This is a genomic window from Erythrobacter insulae (assembly GCF_007004095.1).
Lineage (GTDB): Bacteria > Pseudomonadota > Alphaproteobacteria > Sphingomonadales > Sphingomonadaceae > Erythrobacter > Erythrobacter insulae.
Map to the genome: position 1 here is coordinate 605,623 of NZ_VHJK01000001.1, position 21,978 is coordinate 627,600.

Consider the following 21,978-nt stretch of genomic DNA (forward strand, 5'->3'; position numbering starts at 1 on the left):
AGCTGCGGCTCATAGAATGCCAAACAGGATCAAACCTAGCGCGGCTGCATGGAGCATCCAGCCGAAATGGCGGCCACGCGTGCCCCAAAAATTCCCAATCGCAGCATATAAGTATGAGCTTCCAACGAGGACAGCAGCCACCGCTTTCTGTTCTTGGCCGAGCCATATGGCCGCCACGATCAGCGCAATCCCACCAACCAACCAGTTGTAGGCACTAAAGTCGAGCAACAGCGGGACGAGCTTTTTGACTGGTGGTGCGGTGCGCTCGTCCGCCAAGAAACCGTGCTGCAATGGCCTAATCATCAGACGCCGAACCAGCACGCCATGGATTATGGCCACGGTGCTCCCAATCATCCCTGCAGCAATCAAAGCAATGTCTTGCCAATCCATATTCCATACACCTCTGTATGGTTAGATAACTCAGGACTTGGCGAAGATCAATACACAAGTGTATGGTTGGCTGATGAACGATCGCCTGAAAAAATCTCACTGGATAAAACACGGCCTGAAGACATTGGCGAGCGCCGGGGAAAGCGCCCTGAAAGTCGGCACAATGTCGTCACAGCTCAATGTGTCTCGAGGGAGCTTCTATTGGCACTTTCAGGATGCTGCCGATTTTCGGTCGCAGCTGCTGCAGAGCTGGCAAGAGAGTACGACGACCCAGGTAATACAAAACCTTGCAGAGAAGGCAGAGCGGAGCCGTCTGAAGTATCTCATGAGGCGTGCCTTTGTCGGAGACCGCAGCCTTGATCGGGCGATCAGGTCTTGGGCAATGCACGACGATGAAGTGGCGAAAGTCGTGGAAGCGGTCGATACTGAAAGGGTTCAATATATCGCCAAATTGCTCGCCAAGGCAGGGGTGGAAGACCAGCTTGCGCTTGATCGAGCAGCCTTCATTTACTGGGCATATCTAGGCCAGGAAATCGTTGTCGGCTCGCGGCACTCCTCAATTAGAGTGTCCGTGTTGGACGAAATTAGCGAGCTATTGGAGAGTTAACCGTCCGCTTGGGCGACTGACAGTTGCGTCATTTGGAGCCCACAACGGATCGTTCCCGGACCGTCTTGTCCTGAGATGGAAAGCGGGATGTGTGCTTTAATGAATGTGCCAATGAAAAAAGCTGATGCGGGCAGCTTTTGGTTTCAAGGATAAGTTTCGTCGGCAGGCTGGACGACGGTCGAGAATTTGACCTGAGACCAGACAATTGCAGTCGAATAACGTCCGATCGCCGGATTAGGCATCAAGACACGCTTTCCCCAAGCTGCATAAGCCGCTGGCGTTTCCGCAAAAACCAGCAAGATAAAGTCGTAATCGCCAGACACCGAATAACACTGAGCCACTGCCGGTTCGGCTAACATGGTCTTTTCGAAATTCTCATATGCTTGAATATCCTCACGGTCGAAAGTGACTGAGGTGATAAACGTCAAACCCCGCCTTGCAGGATCAATAAGAGCGACATCGGCGACGATTATCCCCGCATTGCGCATTGCAGAGAGGCGTCGACGAACGGCTGATGCCGAAAGGTTTACTTCTGTGCCTATGCTGCCATGCGAACGCTGATTGTCGCGCTGCACGATATCCAGAATCGCCAAATCGAAGCTGTCGAGATCCATTTGCAGATTTTCTTTCTTGAAACACTCATTAATGACGAAATTCGTCATATACTCGCCGATATACGCCAAAACGTTTTGCTGGAACAGGGCTATAGATCCATCAAACATCATGGAGAATCTTATGCGCCTACCTTTCATCTTCGCTGCAGCTTTCGTTCTTGCTGGCGCATCAACTCCGATCCAAGCTCAGGAACAGCAGCCGGACTATCAAGTGCTGTTGGATGACATTGTCTCCACTGCAGCTGACAGTGCAAACGCAGGCGCAATCCTAGATTTTCAGGGATGCGGCATTAGCTATGTTTCAGCGCAGGGAATTGCCAACCGCGTTTCAAAAACGCCTATGCCAACTGGCGAGCAATTACGAATTGCCAGCATCGGGAAACTTTACACAGCCGCCATCATCCATCGGCTTGCGCAGCAGGGCTTAGTTGATCTCGATATGCCCGCGACAGATTATATCGTTGGTGATGATCTTTCTGGAGTGCCCAACGCAAATGCTAGCCTGCGCCAAATGCTGAACCATACCAGCGGAGTGCCCGATTATTATGACGAGCAATCATATCTAACCTGGGACTGGACCTTGCCGCTCACGCCAGAGCGCGTGCTGGCAGTTGCCCGAAGGCGGGACACGACCAATCGGCCAGGCGCCGCATATTCCTATTCGAATACCAACTACCATATCCTCGCGCTTGTTGCTGAAGCGGTCAGCGGCCAGCCTTTAGGCGAGCTCATATCTGCTCACATTCTGGTTCCATTGGAGCTGTTAGAAACCCGGTACAATACTGCGCATCCTGGCGGGTCAATCCATGGATATGGAAGACCTCTCTATCCCGATGAAGATACATGGCAATATGCCGAAAATACCGGCCCTGATAGCGGGATCACCGCCAGCACTCAGGATTTGAGCCGCCTTCTTTCAGCGCTTTTTCTTGAGCACGACGAGATGCGGTCAATCGGTGATGCAATGATCGCGGAACCTGTGGAAACAGATACGGGCAACCAGTTCGCGGGTCCGGGAGCCGAAATGATCGTTGCGCGTTCAGGCCGCCGGCTGATCGGGCATACTGGAGATACCTTCGGATACCTTACGTTTGCCTACGCGATTCCGGATTATGGGGCCACACTGATCGGGCATGTCAATGCAGACGATCCCGATGCATTGATGGCCTTGCTGCAATCGAGCGCGCTTTTGCTGAAGGATGCCTGCTCAGTGCCCATGCCCTGATGCCAAAGTTGGCGTTGTAACGGAGTGAAGGTGGGCTCGGCATTCTTAGATTCTCATGAACGACGCTCTTGGGCCGCCAACGTTTCATCGCCCAACGTCCGCAAATCGGTCGCTATAAGGCGGTCTGCTTTCAGTAATCTAGGAGCTTAGGCGATCATTCCGCTACTGGCACGTCCATCTGGCTTGAGATTAGTCAGCCCTTGGGGTGGAGAGCGGACTTTCCGGTCTAGTGCAAACTTCATCCGTTAATGGCCGAATGGAACGAGAGCATTGGCGGGTCATCACCCGCAAAAAATCCGTTCCCGCAAGATTGGACACGTCTTTTCTAACTCACGATCCTAATGAGTAGGGACGAGTTCAATTCTGGAGGCGGTTCGAATGAATACTAGTCATTACATGCTGGGCAGCATCGCTCAGGCATTGGAGTATATTCAGTCTGAGCTGAGAGAGGACCGTGCTCCAAGTCTCGGAGACGTCGCGAGGGCGTCTGGAATCTCGCCGTATCATTTCCACCGAGTGTTTAAACTGTTGACTGGCGAGACATGCGCCCAAGTTGTTCAACGCCTTCGCCTTGCCAAGTCAACTGCCGCATTACAGGATCCGTCAATCTCGGTCACGCAAGCGGCGATGGCCGCGGGTTACGGATCCAGTCAAGCATACGCAAAAGCATTGAGAAGAGAATTGGCGGACAGTGCTTCAGCGATGCGGGCGGATCCAGAGCGACTGGCTTCAGCCATTCGCACTCTCTCTGAACCTGACGACGAGCGCGAAGCTGCAGCTAGAACTGCGCGCATCCAAATTTGTTCGCTTGACCCTCTGGATGTGTTGCTGATCAAAACCGAAGACAAGTATCCTGATCTCGCGGAGACTTATGGCAAACTGTTCGAGGCAGCTGGAGGTCCTCAGAACGTTCGGGCGGCCCTCGGGCTTCCGCAGAACGATATGGAACTATGTGAAGAAGAGGGATTCGGATTCGATGCAGCGGTCGTACTGTCTGATCCCAAAAACCTTGACTGCATCACGATTCAAGGCGGGCTACACTTACTTGTCCGTCATATCGGTCCAGATCATGGATTGAACGATACGCTAAACGCAATCTACGGGTTCGCGCTCGGCAAGCCTGGCATCGCCTTCCGGGATCTACCTAACGTCTACCACTATATCGACGACCCTGAAGAAGTCGTTGAAACAGAATGTCGTACTGACATCTACGTACCAATCGATGTCAGCCAAGGCTTTGTCGGATGATTGGAAAAACTGGGCTCTGGGTGCTTCTTTGCATCATGCTGACAAGCTGTGCGATGCCGTCCGCGAAACCGGCTCGCTTAAATGCGTCTAATGCCAAACCAGAAGTGATTATGGAGACGTTCCTGCGCTCCTTCGTTGCCTATGATTATGAGAGGTGCCGTTCGCTTCTGGCGGATGGAGCAACTATCACCATTATTCGTCAGGATGGCACTCAAGAGTTCGAGCGATCAATGCAGTCTGCAACTGATTGGCTGAATACTATCGAACAAAGCGGCGTAAAGGGCCTCGACACGTTCCAGATTGAGATTCACGATATTACGTCCCAGACGCATCGGCATGGCGCAACCGTGACTGTGAAATTTACGGCAAGCGGATCAGCCCCAGGCATGGCGTTTGCCAACTCGGGGTTTGATACCGGCAATCTTATCGAAACGGCGGAAGGCTGGCGGATAGCGCATTATTCGAGTTTCGAAAGTTTTTCTGGATCAGAGTGAGGCGTTCAATCCGTGCGTCAGATATGGGTTCATTACAGATGCCGGTACCCCAAAAACCATAAGGCGAGAGTCCTCCTTTGGGTCATTGGCAGTCGGACTGCTTCTATTTTCTAGCTGGTTGCGCCGGATGACCGAAATTGGAGGTGGGAGCGGAATGGTGGCTTCCCAGATCAATTCTCCGGTGGCCGGACCTTCATTGGAACAATTGATTCCGACGGATTTGAGGATTAGTTCCGAGGCCATGGGCCTGTCTTCCCAAGTTACCTTGCGCCCGGCAACAATTGCCGATGCGCTCATGCTGGCGTCATGGGACCGCGAGCCGCATGTAATTGCGTGTTCCAGCGACGACCCGGAAGCCGAGGTGGCCTTCGGTGGTATTGAATGGACCACAGAGATCGCGGGTTCGACCGATGACAGTCACTATGTGATCGCAGAAGTTGCAGGTGTACCGGTCGGAGTGACGCATGTCTGCGATCCCCACACCGAACAGACACATTATTGGGGCGAAATCGAACCGGGGTTAAGGGCGATCGACATATGGATCGGGCCGCCCGAATGGCTGGGCCGGGGTGTGGGCACGCAGATGATGACTCAGATGATCGAACGCTGCTTCGCCGCGCCCGACGTCACCGGCATCGTCATCGATCCACTGAACTCCAACACAGGCGCGCACAGGTTCTATCGGAGGCTTGGGTTCACGATAGTCGGACGACGAAGGTTCGATGAAGACGACTGCTTGGTTATGCGGTTGGAGAAGGCGGATTGGCCAGTCCCTGCAAGAGCTTCACCGGTTTGATTTGGAGCGGCTGTTAGTAAGGTGGTTAGCGGACTATCGCGGTTTCACGGGTGGCTACCCTGCTCCAAAACCATAAAATCGGTGGCATGGTCAGTTCGAGAGCACCTAGAACGATAAACATTGGGTGCGGCCATCCAATCGCCAGCACCGAAAGGATCCGTGCCAGTCCGCCCAAGAAAAAGAGGCCAAGGAGTAAACCCAGAACCTTTCTTCGAGATTTGAGATCGCGCGCGCTCCAGATCACGGCAGTGCCGAACCCGAAGAATATGGAGGCATAGAATCTGTCCTGACTATCGAGTGTCGCGGTGAAGTTGCCGGCATCAGGTACCCAAGAAAGACCAAGCAACATGTGAACGGTTGCAATCCCGCAGCAGGTCACACCAAAGACATGAAGAACTAAGTGAAGCAATCGGGCCATTTCCAACAAAATAACAGAAATCTGCTTCAGGGGCCAATTCGAGCGGGCAAGTCCGTGGTAGAGCTCGCAATTGGGTCGTTAGCGGGATGGCGACTTCCGGCGCTCAAGATCCCGATAGGGGACAGGCGGCTTCGAGGGATACGGACCTTGCAAGCGGACGCCATCACCGCAGTTCAGCAAGAATCGTCGAACAACGGCGATGTATCCCATGACCGCGGTCTGGTAAGGCTGCAGCGTGACCAATGAACGCTACGAAACTCGGATCAACCGCGCGCTCGCGCTGATCGATCGGCACATCGATCAGGACCTGTCGATCGAACGACTCGCCGACGAGGCTTGCCTGTCGCCGTTTCATTTTCATCGCATTTTTTCGGCACTGACCGGGGAAAGCGTGCACGCGATGACGACCCGAATGCGGATGGAGCGCGCGCTGGCGCTGACGCGTAGGGTAATACGGCCGCAATGGAAAGCCATTGCAGGGGCGGTCGGATATCGTTCGCAGGATGTCTTTACCCGCGCCTTCAAGCGGCACTTTGGCTGCACGCCAAGCGCATTCGATCTCGAGAAATACTGGCGTGGCAGGACCGATCGCGATGACGCGCTGGCCGTTTCGCGCTATTTCCTGCGGCCAGCCTTGCCTCTGCCACCGGATTTCAAGGTTGAGATTGTCGATCGCCCTGCTGCCAACCTGATCATCAGCCGAGCCGTGGGTGTTTATCTCGATCCGACGCTGATCGTCGCCGCCTATGAACGCATCGATGCCTTCTCGAAGACCTTGGGTATCGCCATGCCGGGTCGATTGGCCGGCGCATCACGGGACGATCCCGAGTTGGTACCCCTGTCGCGCTGCCGATATGATTTCAGCCTCGAAGTCCTGGATGGAACGCGCGCGTCAAAAGGTCTCCAGGCTGCCCGTCGAGACGAAGGACGCTGGGCCGTGACGCACGTGGAGGGGGACTTTGCTGCCGTCGACCGCGCCTGGAACCTGCTGTTCAAAAGCTGGCTTCCGGCTTCCGGCCACAACCTTCGCCCAGCAGCCGCTGAGGAAATCTATAACCAGACACCGAACGAGATCGGCTGGGATCGCTTCGACGTCACGCTCGCCATTCCATTGGAGGACTGAATGAAACCATCGATCACAGCAGGCATCGCGGTTGGCGCCGCGACCGGTGCGTGGATGTTTGGCGAATATGCGCTGGGGCTGCACGACGATCCAGAGGGCGGTGCGGGGCGATGGACGGGCTTTTTATCGCTTGTTTTTCCGGTGATCGGGGCCTGGTGGGTGGTCCGACACGCCGTGCTTTCGTCTTGGAGCGAGGCGATGCGCGAAGGCCTGATTTTTGGCGCAGCGGGCGGATTGGTCGGTGGCGCAGCGATCTATCTCTACTTCACAGCGGTCAACCCGGGCTTCCGGCTCGACGGCGGTTCGATGGATGCTGGCGCACAGGCGCTGTACGGCTTTGTCAGCGCATTGATTCTTGGTGCCGTTCTGGTTGTGAGCCTCTATGGCTTCTCTAAACGCGGGAGGAATACAAATGGCTGACGATTTTGCCGATGTCTACGCGCGGTTGCGCACGATAATGCTCGAAGCCGCTCCTGCCATGACAATCAACCGCGACGAGGCAGGCGCTCTGGAACTGCGGATGCCGGGCATTGATCCGAAGACGAAGCAGCCCGGGTGGTTCGGCACGGTCACGACAAAGAAGAGCTATGTGGCGTTTCACCTCATGCCGCTCTACACCGCACCGGACCTCGCCGACGATATCTCGCCCGCCCTGGCCAAACGCAAGCAGGGCAAAACATGCTTCAACTTCAAGAACGTCGATAACGTCCTGTTCGAGGAATTGAGTGCGCTCGCGCGTCGTTGCGCTGCCACTTGAAATGCGTGGCTTCAGGCTTTGGCCGGAGTATCGTAGCTGAACTAACGACAGCTATCAGGGAGCCAGGCTCTGCGGACAAAAGTCCGCAATTGGGTCGCTAGCGGAACGGCAGCTCTTTGCGGTGGCAGCCCCATGAGCCGAAAGTCTGCAATCGGCCCAATTCAAGTCGATTCACAGATCAGCAGCGAGCATTAGCGCTCCTGCGAGGCCAGCATTCTGGCCAAGGCCTGGTGAGACGATCTTGTGCTTCGACCCACCTGGAAAATATGCTGCACCGAGTTCCGTTGCCCTCCGGTCCACACGCTCAAGCAAGCCATCCGTCTTCATGACGCCACCGCCAAAAACGATTATTTCCACTGCCGTCATAGCGATGAGAGAGTGCGCTAGCTGCGTCAGATAATCGGCGATGATTTCATGCGCGATATGATCTGCGGGTAGCTCGGAAAGCGACGCTCCCCAGCGCGCTTTGATAGCTGGCCCGCTCGTCAATCCTTCTAGGCAGTCGCCATGGTGAGGGCATATTCCTGCGAACTCGTGATCATCGTTATGGCGACGAGGGAAGATATGGCCCATCTCTGGATGCGCGGCTCCATGGACGGCTCGCCCGTCATGCACGAGACCTCCCCCAATCCCGGTACCCACGGTGATGTAGGCAAGCGATGATGCTCCTTTTCCTGCGCCGTGCTGATATTCAGCGAGCGCGGCTCCGTTCACATCGGTGTCGAAGCCAATGGGCACTCCAAAGCGACTGGCAAAGTAACCGGCCAAGTCGCATTTTGCCCAGCCTGCCTTGGGGGTGTTGGTAATGTGACCCCAGTGCGGTGATGAAGGATCAAGATCGACAGGGCCGAAGCTCGCAATTCCAAGCGTGCTGATCGCCCCTTGACCCTCAAACCACTCGCTTGCCTGAGCCAGTGTTGTCGCCGGATCGCGCGTCGGAATTTCATGCCGTTCGATGATCTCGGTCGGTGAATATCCCACCGCAAGCACGAACTTGGTTCCGCCAGCCTCGATACCACCTAGTAGCGGTTTGCCTGCCGAGCTCATGCCTCAACCGTTTCTGCAAGTTCGCAGCGATCACCATCAATGGTAAGTTTCAGAAGTGGAGCGGGTACGCCGCCAAACAGTCGGTTGGCTTCGGCGGGATCGGTAGGAACAGGTTCGCCCTTCAAGCCGCGAAAATCGACGAAGCTGGAAACCAGAAGCTCGCTTGTCACAAACCAGCTGTAGCTTTGGAGAGGCTCCTCCTCAGGATTGGCGAGCACCAGGCCTGTCCCGTTGAGCGGGCGGTACTCGCCCAGAAGACTGTCGGAGACCATGCCATACAGACCGTTGGGCGCTTGGTTCAGGTCAGGGGCGAAGGTCGAGCTCTGCGTGACCCAAAACGCGTAGTAGGAACCTTTGTGATATACGACGTGCGCCCGCTCGAGCTCATTATTGACGCCGTCGGCATGGATCAGCGGCGGCAACAGCTTCCACCCATCGTCGGCTCGCCGGGCGATACCAACTGCGCCGTTGTAGTGGCTGTCGGTACCGGCAAGTGAGGCCGTGAATATCAGATATTCCTGCCCGTCGGCAGGATCGCGGAAATTGGCGGGATCGCGAAATGCCTTGATCTTGCCTGCCTCCCCTTCATGCGCGTCTGCGAGCATGTATTCCGGCGCCAATTCGCTGATTGATGCGCTGGGCGCGGTCCACGCGTCCGGAAGCCCATCTGCCCCGATAATCGCATGCGTTTCTACGAGGCGCTGTTGATAGCCTCCAGGACGCTGATTTGTCCCGGCCGCCGTAAAGTACAAGCTAACGCCTTCGCCATCGGTGACCGCAGAACCCGCCCATTCACGCTCATAGTCTACCATGAATTCAGGGAGCACGTCGCCGAGATCAAACCACTTTCCTGACCTGCGTTCGATCAGGCGAATTTTCGCCTCGAAATGGCGTAAGCTTGGATCGCCGCGATCAGGTGCAGTCAAGGCCATCCATAGTTCGCGCCCGTGGATTGACGCGACGCGGCCATCGCGGTCTTGTATCGGCCACATATCCCAATAGACGCGTCCGGCCTCAAGGGTGGCAGAACCTTTCTCTTTGATGATTGGAATGCGCGGAATGCGTGACGCTTTAATTTTGCGCACACAATCGGCTGCCCAGGCAGTCGTCATGCCAGTACCCTAAGCAAGTGGTTGGAAAAGGAAAGGGCCGACCAAAAGGGAGGTGTCTGGTCGGCCCTAATCCGTTGCATCAGAAGTCGAAACGTATCGACGCGGCGATCGTGCGGCCCGCGATGGAGCGTGCACGAACCAGGCCGTTGCCCGGGATCGCTCCTTCTTCAGCCTCAGTGTAGCCAAACTGATTGAACAGGTTCGTTGCGTTCAGCGCCAATTCGACCCGGTCAACCGGACGGATGGCGAGGAAGGCATTGACCTGGCTGTAGCCTGGCAGTTCCAGCTGGTTGTTGTCCTGCGTGAAGCTGTCCGTAGTACCGATGATGTTGGCGCCTGCTTTAAAGAAGCCATCATCATATTGTGCGGTTGCTTGGTACACGAAGTCAGCCTGACGGCGCGGCGTGTTGCCGACTAGGCCAGCGTTGAGCGAACGGACGATTTCGGAATCGGTCCATGTCACACCCGCAGAAAGCGAGAACGGACCAACTGAATAGGCACCTTCAAGCTCGATGCCCAAGGCCTCGTAGTCGGTATCAGTCAGCAGCAGCGGAGCGATTTCGACGTTGGTCTCGCTTGTCTCAGCATAGAAACCGGTGGCAAAAAGCGAAAGGCCGTTTGCCTGATATTTCAAGCCCACTTCGAGTTGGTTGACATCGGCAATCACGCCATCGTCGCCGCCAGGCAGACCGCCATCGACGGTGCTGACCGCTGGCGAGAGCAGGCTGCGGTCAGCTGTGTGACGACCACCCTGACTGTAGCGGGCAAAGACACCCAGATCATCAGTCACAAGGTAGTTCGCACCGATCGACCATGAGAAATAGTTAAAATCATAATTGACCGGAGCAGGGCTACCCAGCGGCAGGACGCTGGTTTGTGCTTCGGCCGGACTGATATTGCCGTCATTGTCGAAATCGAAGCTGGTGACCGGACCATCGCCGGTCACCGTTCCGTTGGCATCGCCATAATCGTAGCGGATGCTGGCATCCAATGTCAGGCGGTCGAATTCGAGTGCGAGCGACGCGAACGGTGCATAGGTGCTGTAAGCAACGTCGTAGTTACGACGGCAGCAATTGCCGAAGAAGTTGGCACCAAAGCCAACCACACCGTTCTGAGTTACTGTGTTTCCGCCTGCATCTACGACGTCGACAAGCACGGCTTGTCCGTCACCCTGAACAGTCTGGACATGCGAGGTCCAGAGCCAATCAGTGTCAACGTCCTGACGCGACAGATAGAAGCCCGAAGTGAAGGTTGCCGAACCGCCGCCAAAGTCAAAATCCTTGCTTATGCGGAAATCATTGGTGACGTTGTCGAGGCTGTTCAGGCGAACATTGAAATTCACAATGTTGGCCAGCAGGCCGTTGCCGCCGATAGTAGAGGCGTCTGCTACTGAACCAGCGGTCGGACCGCTTGCGAACACAAGGCTCGAGCCCGCGCCACCGATACCGTCCGCAATGGCTTGAGCCGAGTCCGCGCCCGCCGGGAATGGCGAAACGAAGCTGCCCGCATTGTTGGCGTAACGGAAACGGTTGGTCAGTGTCCAGCCAGAGCCGACATCGATCTCTGCTTCCACCCCGAACGCCTGCGATTCAACCGAGAGACCATCACGGAAATTGTAGGTCGTAGGGTTATTGCCGCCATCAAGGGTCGTGATGGTTGTGATGAACGGGCTGTACAGCGAGTCTGTGCGCGGGTCGAAACCGGCAATGGCAGTATAGTCTGGATTGCCATCCGTACCGCCAACCGCAACTGGCTGAGGGAGAATGGTAGGAGTGCTGTCATCGAGGAATTTGGCGTGGAACCGGATATAACCGCCATCAAATTCCTTGGTAATGTTGGCTTTGACCTGGCCGCCATCATACCCGTTATAGCCGATATCACGCGGGCCTTCGCCGGTACGGAAAAAGCCACCGACGTGGAAATACAGATCGTCGGCAAGCGGGGCACCATAGTCGAAGTCGAGACGATAGGTCTCAAAATCGACACCAATGGTGCCTTGGATTGCGCCGCCTTCACGTTGACCGGTCTTAGAGATAAAGTTGATCACACCGCCCGGCGCATTGGATGCGAAGGTCGATGCAGAACCACCGCGAACCGCCTCGACGCGGGCGACGTTGCGGTCTGCGCGCAGGAAGTTGTCGGCGTTACCGAAGATAATATCACCGAACTCGAGAACGGGCAGGCCGTCTTCTTGGAGCTGGATGTAACGGGCGCCGCCAGTTGAAACGGGAATGCCGCGAACAGCGATGTTCGCATTGCCTTCACCGCCGGACGCTTCGGCGCGAATACCGGGGATCTGACGGATAAGGTCGGCAGACGATGGCGGCGCAAGATCGGCGATTTGCTCAGCGCCTATGGAGCTCACCGATACCGAGCTTTCAAGCCGGTTCTGGCCGCGAGCAACAGCAGTAACGATAATCTCGTTGCCGGGCTCTGCAGCCTCATCGGAGGCGGCCTCCTGATCCTGCGCGAAAACGGGGGTCGAAAAGGCGCTTAGCGCAACGCCAAAGGCCAAAGCGTGACGGAATTTCATGAATAACTCTCCTTTGTGTTCGCACCATTTTGCGCGATTCCCATTAATGCATAATCTTGTTGCAATCGATTGCAACAGCAAAATTGCAAACGATTGCAATCGCGAGTAATCTATGTCACGAAAATGCCACAACGCCGGTAACATAACGGCGAGCGAGAGGATTTGAGATTATGCAAACCGCCGTAAAGCCACGGCTTTCGCTGCTGCGAATCATTGAAATGAATATCGGGTTCTTCGGCCTGCAATTCAGTTTCGGACTGCAGCAAGCCAATATGGGGCCGATCTATGGGTTCCTCGGTGCTGATGAAGCGACCATGCCGCTCCTTTGGTTGGCCGGCCCTATGACCGGTCTCATCATTCAACCGATTGTCGGTGCCATGAGCGATCGCACCAACACGCGTTTCGGACGGCGGACACCCTACTTCCTGATCGGTGCAATTATCTGCACGATCAGCCTGTTCTTGATGCCGTATTCATCCACGCTCTGGATGGCCGCATCGCTGCTCTGGATCCTTGATGCTGGCAACAACATCACGATGGAGCCCTACCGCGCCTATGTCGCTGACCGCCTTGTGCCCGAACAACGGTCAGTCGGGTTCCTGACACAGAGCGCATTTACCGGGTTGGCGCAGACTCTGTCCTATCTCGCGCCAACTTTGCTGACGGCGTTTGTCGCGCAGGACGTGCTCGACGATAATGGTATCCCTGTAATCGTCCGCATCGCGTTCATCATAGGCGCTATCCTATCGATCTCGACCATTGTCTGGTCGGTATGGCGTGTTCCCGAACTGCCAATGACCGAAGATGAAAAGGCCGTTCTCGAGCAGAAACCGCTGACCGCGAAGGACACGTTCGCAGAGATCGTCAATGCGATCCGCGACATGCCAAAGCCGATGCGCCAGCTTGCGCTTGCTATGCTGTGCCAATGGTATGCGATGTTCGCGTACTGGCAGTACATCACTTTCGCAGTTGGCCGCTCGCTCTACGATACATCCGATCCATCTACCGCTGCGTTTCGTGAAGCCACGCTGACCACACAGCAGGCTGGCGCGCTGTACAACTTCATCGCCTTTTTGGGTGCTCTGTTGCTCATACCAATCGTGGCGCGGATCGGCGCAAGATCCGCGCACGCCATTTGCTTGTCAGCTTCAGGCACAGCCATGCTGCTCATCCCGGGTGTCGAGACACCGATGGCGCTGTTCGTCCTGATGCTGGGGATTGGCATCGGATGGGCCGGGATGATGGGCAACACATACGTGATGCTGGCAGATTCGATTCCGGCGGACCGCAACGGAATTTATATGGGCATTTTTAACATGTTCATCGTGATCCCGATGCTTTTCCAAACGCTGACTATGCCGCTGATTTACAATCCTGTGCTGGGCGGCGATCCGCGCAATGTATTGATGCTTGGGGGTGCGCTCATGTTTGTTGGTGCCATTGCAACTCTCTTTGTCGACGCAGGACACAGAGTTCCGCGTGAACAAAAGGCGCTAGCAGGCTAAGGAGTATCGATGGCTGACACAGACGATCAAAATGGCGCAGAAAGCGCGGCCAAAGTTCGCACTCTTGCGGACCTTGCCAGAATTGCAGGCGTCTCCGCGGGGACTGTTTCGCGGGCGCTAGCGGGCAACAGTTTGGTCAATACAAAAACGCGTGAGAAGATCGAAGCAATCGCGCGCGAACACGGTTTCCGACCCAACCAGATGGCGAGCAAACTCCGCAGGCAGAAAACGGGCGTTATTGGCGTGGCGATCCCGCTCGGCCATGATGTGAGGCAACAGATCTCGGATACCTTCTTTATGACCCTGCTAGGCTATCTAGCAGACGAGCTGACCGAGAAAGCATATGACCTCATGCTGAGGCGTGTCATTCCCGCTCGGGATGAAGATTGGCTCGACCACTTCATCGGTTCGGGCATGATCGACGGCGTGATCGTGATCGGTCAGTCCGACCAGTTTGAACGGATTGAGGATGTGGCAGATGGCTATCTACCGATGGTCGTCTGGGGGAATCATCAAGAAGGTCAGCGACACTGTGTAGTCGGTTCCAACAACCGTCTAGGCGGGAAGCTCGCCACCGAGAGGCTCATCGCGTCGGGAGCAAAGAGCCTTGCATTCTTGGGCGACACTCAACCTATAGAGTTCGCCGCCCGCTACGCTGGCGCAAAAGAAGTCGCCGCCAAAATGGGTGTGCCTATCCGCGCCCTGCCGACGCACTTGTCTCCTGAGCGGACCGGCGAGGAAATCGCACAGCATTTGCGGGAGATCGAAGGCAAGGTCGACGGCATCTTTGCCGCAACCGACACAATCGCTGTCACCTGCCTCAAAGAACTTCGGGAACGCCGCATGGAAGTGCCCGGCCAGATTAAGATAGTCGGCTTCGACGATCTGCCAATTTCAAGTCAGACCATGCCACCTCTCACAACAGTGAGGCAAGATATCGCTGCTGGTGCAAAGGGCCTCGTGGACCTGCTGTTGCGACGCTTGGAAGGAGAAGACACAGAAAGTCTGGTTCTGCCTCCCCATCTGATCGTTCGCGAAACCGCTTGAGCATTTCGAGTACGGCGAAGCGGTTCCCAGCGGGGCCTATCACTCCGGCATTTTAGTCCGATGACGCTTTGGGAAACCCTTAATGCGGACGTTCCGCTTGCAGCCCAATTCATGCCAATTCGCTACAAGCCAATCTCGAACGGCTTGATCCGCTCCTTGACTAGCTCTGCTGCCTTCTCGTGTTCAGCCTGCCGATCATGATTGGTCGACTGAATTTGACCCGCCCTGACTCCTTTGGCTGCTGCAGTCCCAAGCCGTTCGGTGGTTTCAGCTGCCGAAGACTTCTCGCCTAAGTTGGTCGCAATCCCTCGCCCGACCTTGTCCCGGCTGTCGACTATCAACGTGAGCTCGTCTCGTAGGCGCGTGATCGTGACAAGGAAGTTGCGCTGCGAGAGCAATCGCCGCTCGCGACTGTCGAGCACGGCAATGCCCTTATCTGCTGTGAGGCCCTGCGCCATGTGGGCGTTGAGCGCGTAGGCGAGGTCGATCCGCTTCAACATCGCGTCATTCGGCTTCAGCTTATGCTCCATGCCGCTGGAGCTCGTGACCGTAATTCCTTCCTGATCGATCGCGGTGACTGTTGCCCGGTCTGCATTTATCATTCCGCGTTTATGGTCGCTCGCCGTCCAACGGATGGCGTCCCCGGTGTAAAGGTCGAGATCCTTTTGCTCGAACAGCTGCAATGTTTGGTCGTTGCCCTTGGCCGACAACCTCGCTGGCACGAAGCGGCGCAAATGCCCTCGCTCATCGCGAAGCGTAACAACACCCTTCTCAGTATCGACGGCGGCGATCTCATGACTTCCGCGCCCAAGCCTATGGCGCGATTGGCGGCTTGCCACTTCAAGCACCATGCCCGGTTGATAGTTGCGCGCGTAGCGCAATTCCTCGCGGGTCGTGTTCACACGGGATAGAACCGTAAGCCTTGCGCTCGCTGGTCCGATTTCTTCATTCGCGGCGAGGCCGGTCTGGACTGCGGTATTGATTTCAGAGCGTAGTCGGCGGCCCGCAGCAAAGACCGACGTGCGCTCGCGCTCGGCAGGCGGAAGGGACAGCCAGCGTTCCGCCGCAACGATTGCGCTCTCCTCCTGAACCTCGACGATATGATTCTTGAGGTGATCGAGGGCATCGCTGGTTTTGCCCGACTGCGCTGCTTGCTGAGCTTTCTTCAAGGTATCGGAGCGGGCGCGAAGATTGTGGTCCATGCGCGCCGTTTCGGTCCCTGCGCGCTGCGCCAAAGCGAAGGGCTTGCCCGCTTCGACAGCACCTAATTGCTTTTCATCACCCATCAGCACAAGGCGATCCACCTTGAGCAGATTGGCAAGCCGGATCAGCCGGTCCTGGTCGCGGGTAGAAACCATTGAGGCTTCATCAAGGACGAGGATAGTGTCGCGATACTCGTCGCGCGCAGCAGCCATCTCCCCTTTGCCTGCCGAGCCATCAAGCAGCTTGCGATTCTGCCCGAGAAATCGATGCAGGGTCATCGACGGAATGCCGGTATCCTTCTCCAGCATGCGCACCAGCGTGTTCTGAACACCCAAGCCAATGACTCTCTTCCCATGCTCTTCCAGAAGCTGATTGAGTGGCTGCAGCACGCTTGATTTACCTGCTCCTGCCACACCCTGGACGGCTACAACACGATTGGTCGAAGACAGGATCAACCGGCCTGCTGCTTCCTGGCCAGCATTTAACTTCATGCCGTAGTTGATAGCTGCTGAAGCGTGCAGGTACGGTCCTGCGGTGTCCGCGTTGAGGATCGCCTGAACTGCGCCGTTTCCCTTTTCGATCTCGGCCAACATACGGGTCTCCAGCGCCAACGCATTGGATGTGGTCAGCCACCCTTTCTGCGCGCCTCGCCCGCGTAACAGCGCGCCCTGCTGCGCGAGTTGCCCAATGCGTTTTTCGACTGACTTCATTGTAGTCGGCAGCCCGAAATCGAGCGACGCCTTGGCAAGATCAGTTGCCGTAAACGCCGCCTCTCGTTCGGACAAATGCCGCACCGCCGATGCAACCGCGTGAGCCGTCGCAATTTCTTCCCGGCCTTTCATATGAAGCCGCTTGGGAATGAGCGGATCGCCTTTTTTGATGCCTATTCTTTCGGCGAGGCTGGCGATCATCGCGGCATTATGTAGCATCCGCACCAAATACCTGACTTACGCCATCGCTGCAAGTGCCGTATGTATCGGACACGATGACAGACTACATGATAAACGGCCTTGTGAAGCGCAGGGCAGAACTAGCAGGCCAGATCGCCGCTACCCACGAAACCCTATCGCAGTTGGTAAAAGACCTTGGCGCTATAGATGACGCGCTGCGAGTGGTGGCTCCCGATATGGAAGTGGAAGCCATACGGCCTAAGATGTTTCGACCACCAGAGGATTGGGCCAATAGAGGGCAAATGAGCCGCCTTGTGTTGTCCATACTGCGCCAGAGCCGCGAACCCCTCACAACCCGCGAGATCGCCGCACAAATGATGCTAGAGCGCGCTCTAGATGCAGAGGATACCAAGTTGCTTGGCTTGATGACTAAGCGCGTAGGGGCCGCTCTGCGAGTGCAGAGGGACAAAGGACGTGCCGAGGCTATGGATGGGCCGGGGAATTATTTGCTGTGGCGGGTGGTGAGCGGCATTTAGCGAATCCGTGGAAAACACCGCAAGATGTGCGTAAGTGACTCGCAAATTTGGACTTTTCCGGATTTTATGTCCGCTGACATGATTCGGGGGCGGGCTACCGACCCAACCCCCTATCATTCCGCTTTGGTTTTTACGCAACCGTCTGCGGGCATGAGCTGAATCAGCAACGCTTTGATGGCGTGATTTGGCGTGAAGGTCAAGACGGTTGCACAAGCCCAAGAAAGGGCAGTGTGACTATGACTAAACTTCCCAAAAACCACGGTAAAGCGTGGACACCATCAGACCTAAAGCAACTTAAAAAGCTGGCGAAAGAAAACACACCAACGCGTGTGATTGGTTTCAAGCTTGGCCGCACCGAAAGCTCCATCTACGGGGCCGCATCAGACAATGGCGTGTCGCTTAAGCCGACTAACCAAAGTCCTTACAATCGCCGCCCGAAGTAACCTTCCAGACTGCATTCTCATAGGCTTGGCGCTCACTGTCCGACCATTGATGGTTATGTTCAGTGAGTGCCAACGCTAACAGATCAAGGGCCGTCAATACCGAATTCATGGAGGTAATATAATACCTCTATAGCTTTCGGTCAAGCTGCGCGCTGCCAATACCCCGCCCAGCTACGGCTCTGGCGACTAGCCATTGAACCGAACACCAGCTTCATAGCCTGCCCACCGTTATCAACGCGGCGGTTGTCCTCACGCCACGCGGCCTCGCCAGCGTAGCTGCGCAGATACGGACCAGCGATATGGTGGTGCGTTCCAACTTCCATGCGGCGAAGGCGTGAGAAATAGCTTTCGGCCTGATTGGTGCAGACGCCTTTGTCCATGAATTGGACGCTATGGTTCACGCGCCGGGTATCCCATCCGGCGTGAAGCGCGTCCCAGCCTGTGCCTTCATCGGCATGGATGGTGGCGAGGGTGCCAACGTGGTCGCGAACGAACGGCACCGCGTCACCCTCATTGGCTACAACAAACGGAAGGGTGCGGCCCTTGCGCTCACGCATCACGACAACGCACTGGCGCTTGCCCGAACGGTTGAACGACAGGCGGCGGTCTTTGCGGTCGGCCTTCTTGTTTTCAGGTTTCACGTAGCCGCCGAAGTAACCGCCATCAATCTCGACAGTGCCGTTCAATTTGGTGTCGGCAAATTCACGCTGCATCGCTTCGCGCAGCTTATGGAACAGCACGAAAGCGGTCTTGTATTGAACGTCCAGATCGCGCGAGGCTTGCAGTGCAGACACACCCTTAGCGCCATTCACAAACAGCACGATTGCAGCGAGCAGATCAGTGAACGACAGCTTGCGCGAGGCAAAGATGGTGCCGCTCGTTACGCTGCATTGGTGATAGCAAGCCGTGCATTTGTATTTGCGGCGCGTTTTTAGGAAATAGCTGTCAGCACAGCCGCAACGCGGGCAAACCGCCTCACCATCGGTTTCAGGCCAACGCATCTCACAGAACAAACCGTAAGCCGCGTCCTCACCCATGCGAAACACTTTCGCCAGTGAGAGAGTGCGGGCTTTTGCCGAGAGAAGAAAGTGTTGTGCCATTGTCATTGTTTCCGTTGCTTATGCATCGTTTATAGTGACATTGACGTATCTTGTAAAGTGCAAATGTATCGCCTATGATGATATTTACATCATAAGGAAGCGATATGGCAGACGTTAAAGAGAAGGAGTGGGAGAACCGCGTTAAAGGCCTCCTGAAGGCCGAATTGAAGCGGCGTGACATAACGTATGCGCAGCTAGTTGGATTATTGGCAGATCAAGGAGTTATGGACTCTGAGCCTAATATCAGGAACAAGATCAGCCGGGGAAAATTTACAGCGGTGTTCTTAGTTCAATGTCTGACAGCGATAGGGGTAAACGAGATCAGACTAAACTGAAGTACGCATTACACTATGCAACGCTGATAGCTGTAACTCTCATAGCGTTGCTCAGTATACGTACTTGCGCTTATCAGGGCGATACCCGCGCCTATCAGACCGACAGCGCCCGCAACACCGAGAATTACATCGCGCTCGAATGCAGGCCCGGACCCGATTACGCCAAATGCAAGCGCGAGATTGAACAAGCTTCCCGCCAAGAGCAACAAGCCCAGTATGATCTCAGCAGCCAGCAAACCATGGCGCTCTGGACTTGGGTTATGGGCGCTATGGCAGTCTTTGGCGTCGCCCTCAGCGGGGTCGGCGTTTATCTGATTTGGCAGACTTGGCGTGAGGCTCAAGATACTGCCAAAGAAGCTCGGACCTCTAACAATCTCTTTCGTGAAAACGCTCGCGCCAAACTTGTCTATGAAATTCTTGAGTATTCGATGCCCTGCGAGGAGCCGGATCAACCTAGTTGGTTCGCGGTCGCCAAAGTCCGAATTGGAAATATCGGAGATACCGCCGCAAGCCGCGTGTCCATCAAGCTTGTAACTTACCTTTGTAAAAACAAAGTCCGATACGGCACTTTGCGGGGCAGAGACTGGCTTGGAAACATCAAAGCTGGGGAAGAAGTAGTGCTTGAGATCAGATGTAAGGTGACGCCAAACGACAGGCCCAAAGTAAGGCTCAACAAAGCCGATATGGTTTTGCTTGACTGCCAATTTTCCTATCAAGACATCTTTGAACAAAACTGGCCGGACCAGTTTTGGCGCATTGGACGAACGCGACAAAAAAGGATCATTGAAGCCGACCATGCATCTGATTCTTTCAGGGCTACTAATGCTGAATATTTCGAAAGGACGCGTCCCTTTAAATTCAAAAAGACCGACAATTCCAAGCACCCCACAAACGATGACAGCCGCCATTAGCAGCGCAGACAAACGCCTACGCATTGGTGCGTTTCCTACATAATGCCGGATCATCGCCTTGCCGCGTTCGAGCATTGACGGGCGATCATTCGCTCGCTTGGCAGCCGCTACAGTTAACTCATGCGAACGCAGCTTCGCGTCGCGCACCATCCCTTCAAGGTCGAGCCCATGATCCCATGCCTGCCCTTCCCATTGGGCCATGAGAGCACCGCGATCGACACCGCTTTGCTTGGCCTGGCGGGTCGCCAGCGCCGCCACCACACCCGCCTCAAGCCCACCGCCGCGCCGCGCTTCGAGCACCTCCTGACGCCGCGTCGAGAAGGCCATCACCGCGTCACGGTCGATACCCTTGGCTTCGAAGTTGCCGTGTTTTCCAAATTCACCAATGCGGTAGCCAAGCTTCTCAGCCTCGATCCGGAAGCGCGCCATCGTCATGGCATTGAGCAAGGTATTGTGCTGCCACAACTTGTCGTTGCGCAGTGCCCTCCACTTGCCGTCTTTGTCCTGCGTCATATTGGCGACGACGCATGGAAGTGCAGGTTCGGTTCCTGGTTGCGGTTGGTGTCGTGCTGGAACACGGCGACGGTCAGGTTGTCGCTAGCATGCAGCCGTTCTTTGCCACCCTTCTCGGTGCGATATTGGGCCGCATTTTTCTCCGCCCATTGGAGCGTGACGACGACCGCTGAACGGTACGCGTCAATGATCCGCTGATCCTTGCCGACGAGTGCCAGAAGCGACCAGCTTTTGGGCAGCGAAAAGGTCAGATCTGTCCCGGCGCGGTGGCATTGACCCTGGTGGCCGATACGTTCGCCAGTGGGCAGTTCGCCGCGCAAGATTGCCTCAAACGCTGTGGCATCGACCGTGCCTGAAAGACCCAGCCGCTCGGCACCTTTGCCGACCCAGATGCCGGACCGATCAGCGTCCGCCTTGGTGTAATAATTGTCGTTGGCGAAGTAGTTGGCCGCACCGCCAGCCGAGCGCACATTGGCAACCGAAAGCATCGCTCAGCGCCCCTCGCGCTTCGCGGCTTTGCGCTCGCGATATTCGCGGATGCGTCGTTGGTAAGCGACCACCACACGGTCCCGCAATTCCTTGTCCTTGTGGGTGCGAAGCCAGCCGTCGAGGGCGATCTTGGTGAACAGCAGATCGGCCAGAACCTGATCGCGGAACGCCTCGTCCTGTGGTTCGTCTAGCGCGTCGATGACAGTGAGTTTCAGCCACTGGCTGACGCTCATATGCGCTGCATCAGCAGCGGCTTTAACAAGCGCATGGAGGTCTTCGTCGACATAGCATTGAAGGGCAAATCGCACGGCGTCACCTGACGTTTGGCCGCCCCCCTCGGCCCAATGACCCCTCCGGACTGACATCAGTCTACGGCAGCGGCCGCCCTGTAGGAAAACGCTAATTTTCAATTTTAAATTAATAGCTTAGAGCCGAGCAACTCACATGTGAGTTGCGGATCGAGAAGTGACATCAGATGACACTACTTGGCAACAGCTGCCGAAATCTCAGCGAAACCCGCAGAAATCCTCGCATCCCAGACACCGGAGTTCCGGGTACGGTGTGCCCTCCAATTTCCCGTACTCCCCCACGTGACCAGACATTTCGACGGTTTGTTCTGAAGGGCTTTTCCAGCCAATTCCA

The 21,978-nt window shown here is 55.9% G+C and carries 22 protein-coding genes and 1 pseudogene; 13 read left to right on the forward strand and 10 right to left on the reverse strand.

The genetic code is table 11. The annotated features are described in order from the left end of the window. Positions 1-9 precede the first annotated feature (9 nt). Positions 10-390, reverse strand: coding sequence for a hypothetical protein (locus FGU71_RS02965; protein WP_142787182.1), 381 nt, complete (start codon positions 388-390; stop codon positions 10-12). A gap of 73 nt (positions 391-463) precedes the next feature. Here FGU71_RS02965 and FGU71_RS02970 point away from each other — a divergent pair, with 73 nt between their 5' ends. Then, positions 464-997: a TetR/AcrR family transcriptional regulator gene (locus FGU71_RS02970; RefSeq protein ID WP_142787183.1), complete on the forward strand. Its 534-nt coding sequence runs from the start codon at positions 464-466 to the stop codon at positions 995-997. A gap of 143 nt (positions 998-1,140) precedes the next feature. On the opposite strand, the gene FGU71_RS02975 is transcribed toward FGU71_RS02970, so the two are convergent. After that, positions 1,141-1,722, reverse strand: coding sequence for an Lrp/AsnC family transcriptional regulator (locus tag FGU71_RS02975; RefSeq protein WP_185960185.1), 582 nt, complete (start codon positions 1,720-1,722; stop codon positions 1,141-1,143). Positions 1,723-1,732: 10 nt separating this feature from the next. Here FGU71_RS02975 and FGU71_RS02980 point away from each other — a divergent pair, with 10 nt between their 5' ends. The 4 genes from FGU71_RS02980 (at position 1,733) to FGU71_RS02995 (ending at position 5,374) form a co-directional block, all read left to right on the forward strand. Then, the gene (locus tag FGU71_RS02980; RefSeq protein WP_185960186.1) at positions 1,733-2,836 is read left to right on the forward strand and encodes a serine hydrolase domain-containing protein; all 1,104 of its coding nucleotides are present in this window, start codon (positions 1,733-1,735) and stop codon (positions 2,834-2,836) included. Positions 2,837-3,214: 378 nt separating this feature from the next. Continuing rightward, entirely contained in the window at positions 3,215-4,084 is an 870-nt protein-coding gene (locus tag FGU71_RS02985) for an AraC family transcriptional regulator (RefSeq protein WP_142787186.1), read from the forward strand. Next, positions 4,081-4,578, forward strand: a complete 498-nt coding sequence (locus tag FGU71_RS02990) for a nuclear transport factor 2 family protein (protein ID WP_142787187.1) — start codon at positions 4,081-4,083, stop codon at positions 4,576-4,578. Before FGU71_RS02985 ends, FGU71_RS02990 begins: the two co-directional genes overlap by 4 nt. 127 nt (positions 4,579-4,705) lie before the next feature. Continuing rightward, positions 4,706-5,374, forward strand: coding sequence for a GNAT family N-acetyltransferase (locus FGU71_RS02995; protein WP_199799158.1), 669 nt, complete (start codon positions 4,706-4,708; stop codon positions 5,372-5,374). Positions 5,375-5,399: 25 nt separating this feature from the next. On the opposite strand, the gene FGU71_RS03000 is transcribed toward FGU71_RS02995, so the two are convergent. Then, positions 5,400-5,792 carry a DUF4345 domain-containing protein gene (locus FGU71_RS03000; protein WP_142787188.1) on the reverse strand — a complete coding sequence of 131 codons (393 nt, stop codon included), beginning with the start codon at positions 5,790-5,792 and terminating at the stop codon, positions 5,400-5,402. Positions 5,793-6,027: 235 nt separating this feature from the next. Between FGU71_RS03000 and FGU71_RS03005 the strand changes: the two genes are divergently transcribed. From FGU71_RS03005 to FGU71_RS03015, 3 genes are read left to right on the forward strand one after another with little or no spacing between them, the layout of a single operon-like run. Next, positions 6,028-6,915 carry an AraC family transcriptional regulator gene (locus FGU71_RS03005; protein WP_142787189.1) on the forward strand — a complete coding sequence of 296 codons (888 nt, stop codon included), beginning with the start codon at positions 6,028-6,030 and terminating at the stop codon, positions 6,913-6,915. Continuing rightward, positions 6,916-7,335 carry a DUF4199 family protein gene (locus FGU71_RS03010; RefSeq protein WP_142787190.1) on the forward strand — a complete coding sequence of 140 codons (420 nt, stop codon included), beginning with the start codon at positions 6,916-6,918 and terminating at the stop codon, positions 7,333-7,335. It abuts the gene before it with no gap. Continuing rightward, positions 7,328-7,672 carry a hypothetical protein gene (locus FGU71_RS03015; RefSeq protein WP_142787191.1) on the forward strand — a complete coding sequence of 115 codons (345 nt, stop codon included), beginning with the start codon at positions 7,328-7,330 and terminating at the stop codon, positions 7,670-7,672. The genes FGU71_RS03010 and FGU71_RS03015 overlap by 8 nt, the downstream gene beginning before the upstream one ends. A 171-nt stretch (positions 7,673-7,843) precedes the next feature. Here FGU71_RS03015 and FGU71_RS03020 read toward each other — a convergent pair whose 3' ends face one another. The 3 genes from FGU71_RS03020 to FGU71_RS03030 form a co-directional block, all read right to left on the reverse strand. Then, a complete protein-coding gene (locus FGU71_RS03020; RefSeq protein WP_142787192.1) occupies positions 7,844-8,719 on the reverse strand; it encodes an ROK family protein in 876 nt (291 codons plus the stop codon). Further along, positions 8,716-9,831 carry a glycoside hydrolase family 68 protein gene (locus FGU71_RS03025; protein ID WP_234035613.1) on the reverse strand — a complete coding sequence of 372 codons (1,116 nt, stop codon included), beginning with the start codon at positions 9,829-9,831 and terminating at the stop codon, positions 8,716-8,718. The genes FGU71_RS03020 and FGU71_RS03025 overlap by 4 nt, the downstream gene beginning before the upstream one ends. 79 nt (positions 9,832-9,910) lie before the next feature. Beyond that, entirely contained in the window at positions 9,911-12,364 is a 2,454-nt protein-coding gene (locus FGU71_RS03030; protein ID WP_142787193.1) for a TonB-dependent receptor, read from the reverse strand. Positions 12,365-12,534: 170 nt separating this feature from the next. Here FGU71_RS03030 and FGU71_RS03035 point away from each other — a divergent pair, with 170 nt between their 5' ends. Both FGU71_RS03035 and FGU71_RS03040 read left to right on the forward strand, forming a co-directional pair. Next, positions 12,535-13,869: an MFS transporter gene (locus FGU71_RS03035; protein WP_142787194.1), complete on the forward strand. Its 1,335-nt coding sequence runs from the start codon at positions 12,535-12,537 to the stop codon at positions 13,867-13,869. Between the two features lie 9 nt (positions 13,870-13,878). Continuing rightward, entirely contained in the window at positions 13,879-14,916 is a 1,038-nt protein-coding gene (locus tag FGU71_RS03040; RefSeq protein ID WP_142787195.1) for a LacI family DNA-binding transcriptional regulator, read from the forward strand. 122 nt (positions 14,917-15,038) lie between these two features. On the opposite strand, the gene FGU71_RS03045 is transcribed toward FGU71_RS03040, so the two are convergent. Continuing rightward, positions 15,039-17,048 carry an AAA family ATPase gene (locus FGU71_RS03045; protein WP_142787196.1) on the reverse strand — a complete coding sequence of 670 codons (2,010 nt, stop codon included), beginning with the start codon at positions 17,046-17,048 and terminating at the stop codon, positions 15,039-15,041. Positions 17,049-17,104: 56 nt separating this feature from the next. On the opposite strand from FGU71_RS03045, the gene FGU71_RS03050 reads away from it, so the two are divergent. Further along, positions 17,105-17,545 carry a hypothetical protein gene (locus tag FGU71_RS03050; protein WP_142787197.1) on the forward strand — a complete coding sequence of 147 codons (441 nt, stop codon included), beginning with the start codon at positions 17,105-17,107 and terminating at the stop codon, positions 17,543-17,545. A gap of 236 nt (positions 17,546-17,781) precedes the next feature. Beyond that, positions 17,782-17,988 carry a hypothetical protein gene (locus FGU71_RS03055; protein ID WP_142787198.1) on the forward strand — a complete coding sequence of 69 codons (207 nt, stop codon included), beginning with the start codon at positions 17,782-17,784 and terminating at the stop codon, positions 17,986-17,988. Between the two features lie 140 nt (positions 17,989-18,128). On the opposite strand, the gene FGU71_RS03060 is transcribed toward FGU71_RS03055, so the two are convergent. After that, positions 18,129-19,088 carry an IS1595 family transposase gene (locus FGU71_RS03060; RefSeq protein WP_142787199.1) on the reverse strand — a complete coding sequence of 320 codons (960 nt, stop codon included), beginning with the start codon at positions 19,086-19,088 and terminating at the stop codon, positions 18,129-18,131. A 104-nt stretch (positions 19,089-19,192) separates the two neighbouring features. Between FGU71_RS03060 and FGU71_RS14310 the strand changes: the two genes are divergently transcribed. Beyond that, positions 19,193-19,423, forward strand: a complete 231-nt coding sequence (locus FGU71_RS14310) for a DUF6471 domain-containing protein (protein WP_142787200.1) — start codon at positions 19,193-19,195, stop codon at positions 19,421-19,423. An 8-nt stretch (positions 19,424-19,431) separates the two neighbouring features. Here FGU71_RS14310 and mobF read toward each other — a convergent pair. Together mobF and FGU71_RS03075 are read right to left on the reverse strand one after the other, a co-directional pair. Beyond that, positions 19,432-21,335, reverse strand: a pseudogene (gene mobF, locus FGU71_RS03070) (MobF family relaxase). 3 nt (positions 21,336-21,338) lie between these two features. Next, on the reverse strand, positions 21,339-21,644 hold the full coding sequence (locus FGU71_RS03075) for a hypothetical protein (RefSeq protein WP_142787201.1): 306 nt from the start codon (positions 21,642-21,644) through the stop codon (positions 21,339-21,341). Between the last annotated feature and the right edge of the window lie 334 nt (positions 21,645-21,978).

Bases quoted from the DNA above. Each gene is read 5' to 3' on its own strand.
- FGU71_RS02965 (WP_142787182.1), bottom strand. From the start codon at position 390: ATGGATTGGCAAGACATTGCTTTGATTGCTGCAGGGATGATTGGGAGC.
- FGU71_RS02970 (WP_142787183.1), top strand. From the start codon at position 464: ATGAACGATCGCCTGAAAAAATCTCACTGGATAAAACACGGCCTGAAG.
- FGU71_RS02975 (WP_185960185.1), bottom strand. From the start codon at position 1,722: ATGATGTTTGATGGATCTATAGCCCTGTTCCAGCAAAACGTTTTGGCG.
- FGU71_RS02980 (WP_185960186.1), top strand. From the start codon at position 1,733: ATGCGCCTACCTTTCATCTTCGCTGCAGCTTTCGTTCTTGCTGGCGCA.
- FGU71_RS02985 (WP_142787186.1), top strand. From the start codon at position 3,215: ATGAATACTAGTCATTACATGCTGGGCAGCATCGCTCAGGCATTGGAG.
- FGU71_RS02990 (WP_142787187.1), top strand. From the start codon at position 4,081: ATGATTGGAAAAACTGGGCTCTGGGTGCTTCTTTGCATCATGCTGACA.
- FGU71_RS02995 (WP_199799158.1), top strand. From the start codon at position 4,706: ATGACCGAAATTGGAGGTGGGAGCGGAATGGTGGCTTCCCAGATCAAT.
- FGU71_RS03000 (WP_142787188.1), bottom strand. From the start codon at position 5,792: ATGGCCCGATTGCTTCACTTAGTTCTTCATGTCTTTGGTGTGACCTGC.
- FGU71_RS03010 (WP_142787190.1), top strand. From the start codon at position 6,916: ATGAAACCATCGATCACAGCAGGCATCGCGGTTGGCGCCGCGACCGGT.
- FGU71_RS03015 (WP_142787191.1), top strand. From the start codon at position 7,328: ATGGCTGACGATTTTGCCGATGTCTACGCGCGGTTGCGCACGATAATG.
- FGU71_RS03020 (WP_142787192.1), bottom strand. From the start codon at position 8,719: ATGAGCTCGGCAGGCAAACCGCTACTAGGTGGTATCGAGGCTGGCGGA.
- FGU71_RS03025 (WP_234035613.1), bottom strand. From the start codon at position 9,831: ATGACGACTGCCTGGGCAGCCGATTGTGTGCGCAAAATTAAAGCGTCA.
- FGU71_RS03030 (WP_142787193.1), bottom strand. From the start codon at position 12,364: ATGAAATTCCGTCACGCTTTGGCCTTTGGCGTTGCGCTAAGCGCCTTT.
- FGU71_RS03035 (WP_142787194.1), top strand. From the start codon at position 12,535: ATGCAAACCGCCGTAAAGCCACGGCTTTCGCTGCTGCGAATCATTGAA.
- FGU71_RS03040 (WP_142787195.1), top strand. From the start codon at position 13,879: ATGGCTGACACAGACGATCAAAATGGCGCAGAAAGCGCGGCCAAAGTT.
- FGU71_RS03045 (WP_142787196.1), bottom strand. From the start codon at position 17,048: ATGCTACATAATGCCGCGATGATCGCCAGCCTCGCCGAAAGAATAGGC.
- FGU71_RS03050 (WP_142787197.1), top strand. From the start codon at position 17,105: ATGACAGACTACATGATAAACGGCCTTGTGAAGCGCAGGGCAGAACTA.
- FGU71_RS03055 (WP_142787198.1), top strand. From the start codon at position 17,782: ATGACTAAACTTCCCAAAAACCACGGTAAAGCGTGGACACCATCAGAC.
- FGU71_RS03060 (WP_142787199.1), bottom strand. From the start codon at position 19,088: ATGGCACAACACTTTCTTCTCTCGGCAAAAGCCCGCACTCTCTCACTG.
- FGU71_RS14310 (WP_142787200.1), top strand. From the start codon at position 19,193: ATGGCAGACGTTAAAGAGAAGGAGTGGGAGAACCGCGTTAAAGGCCTC.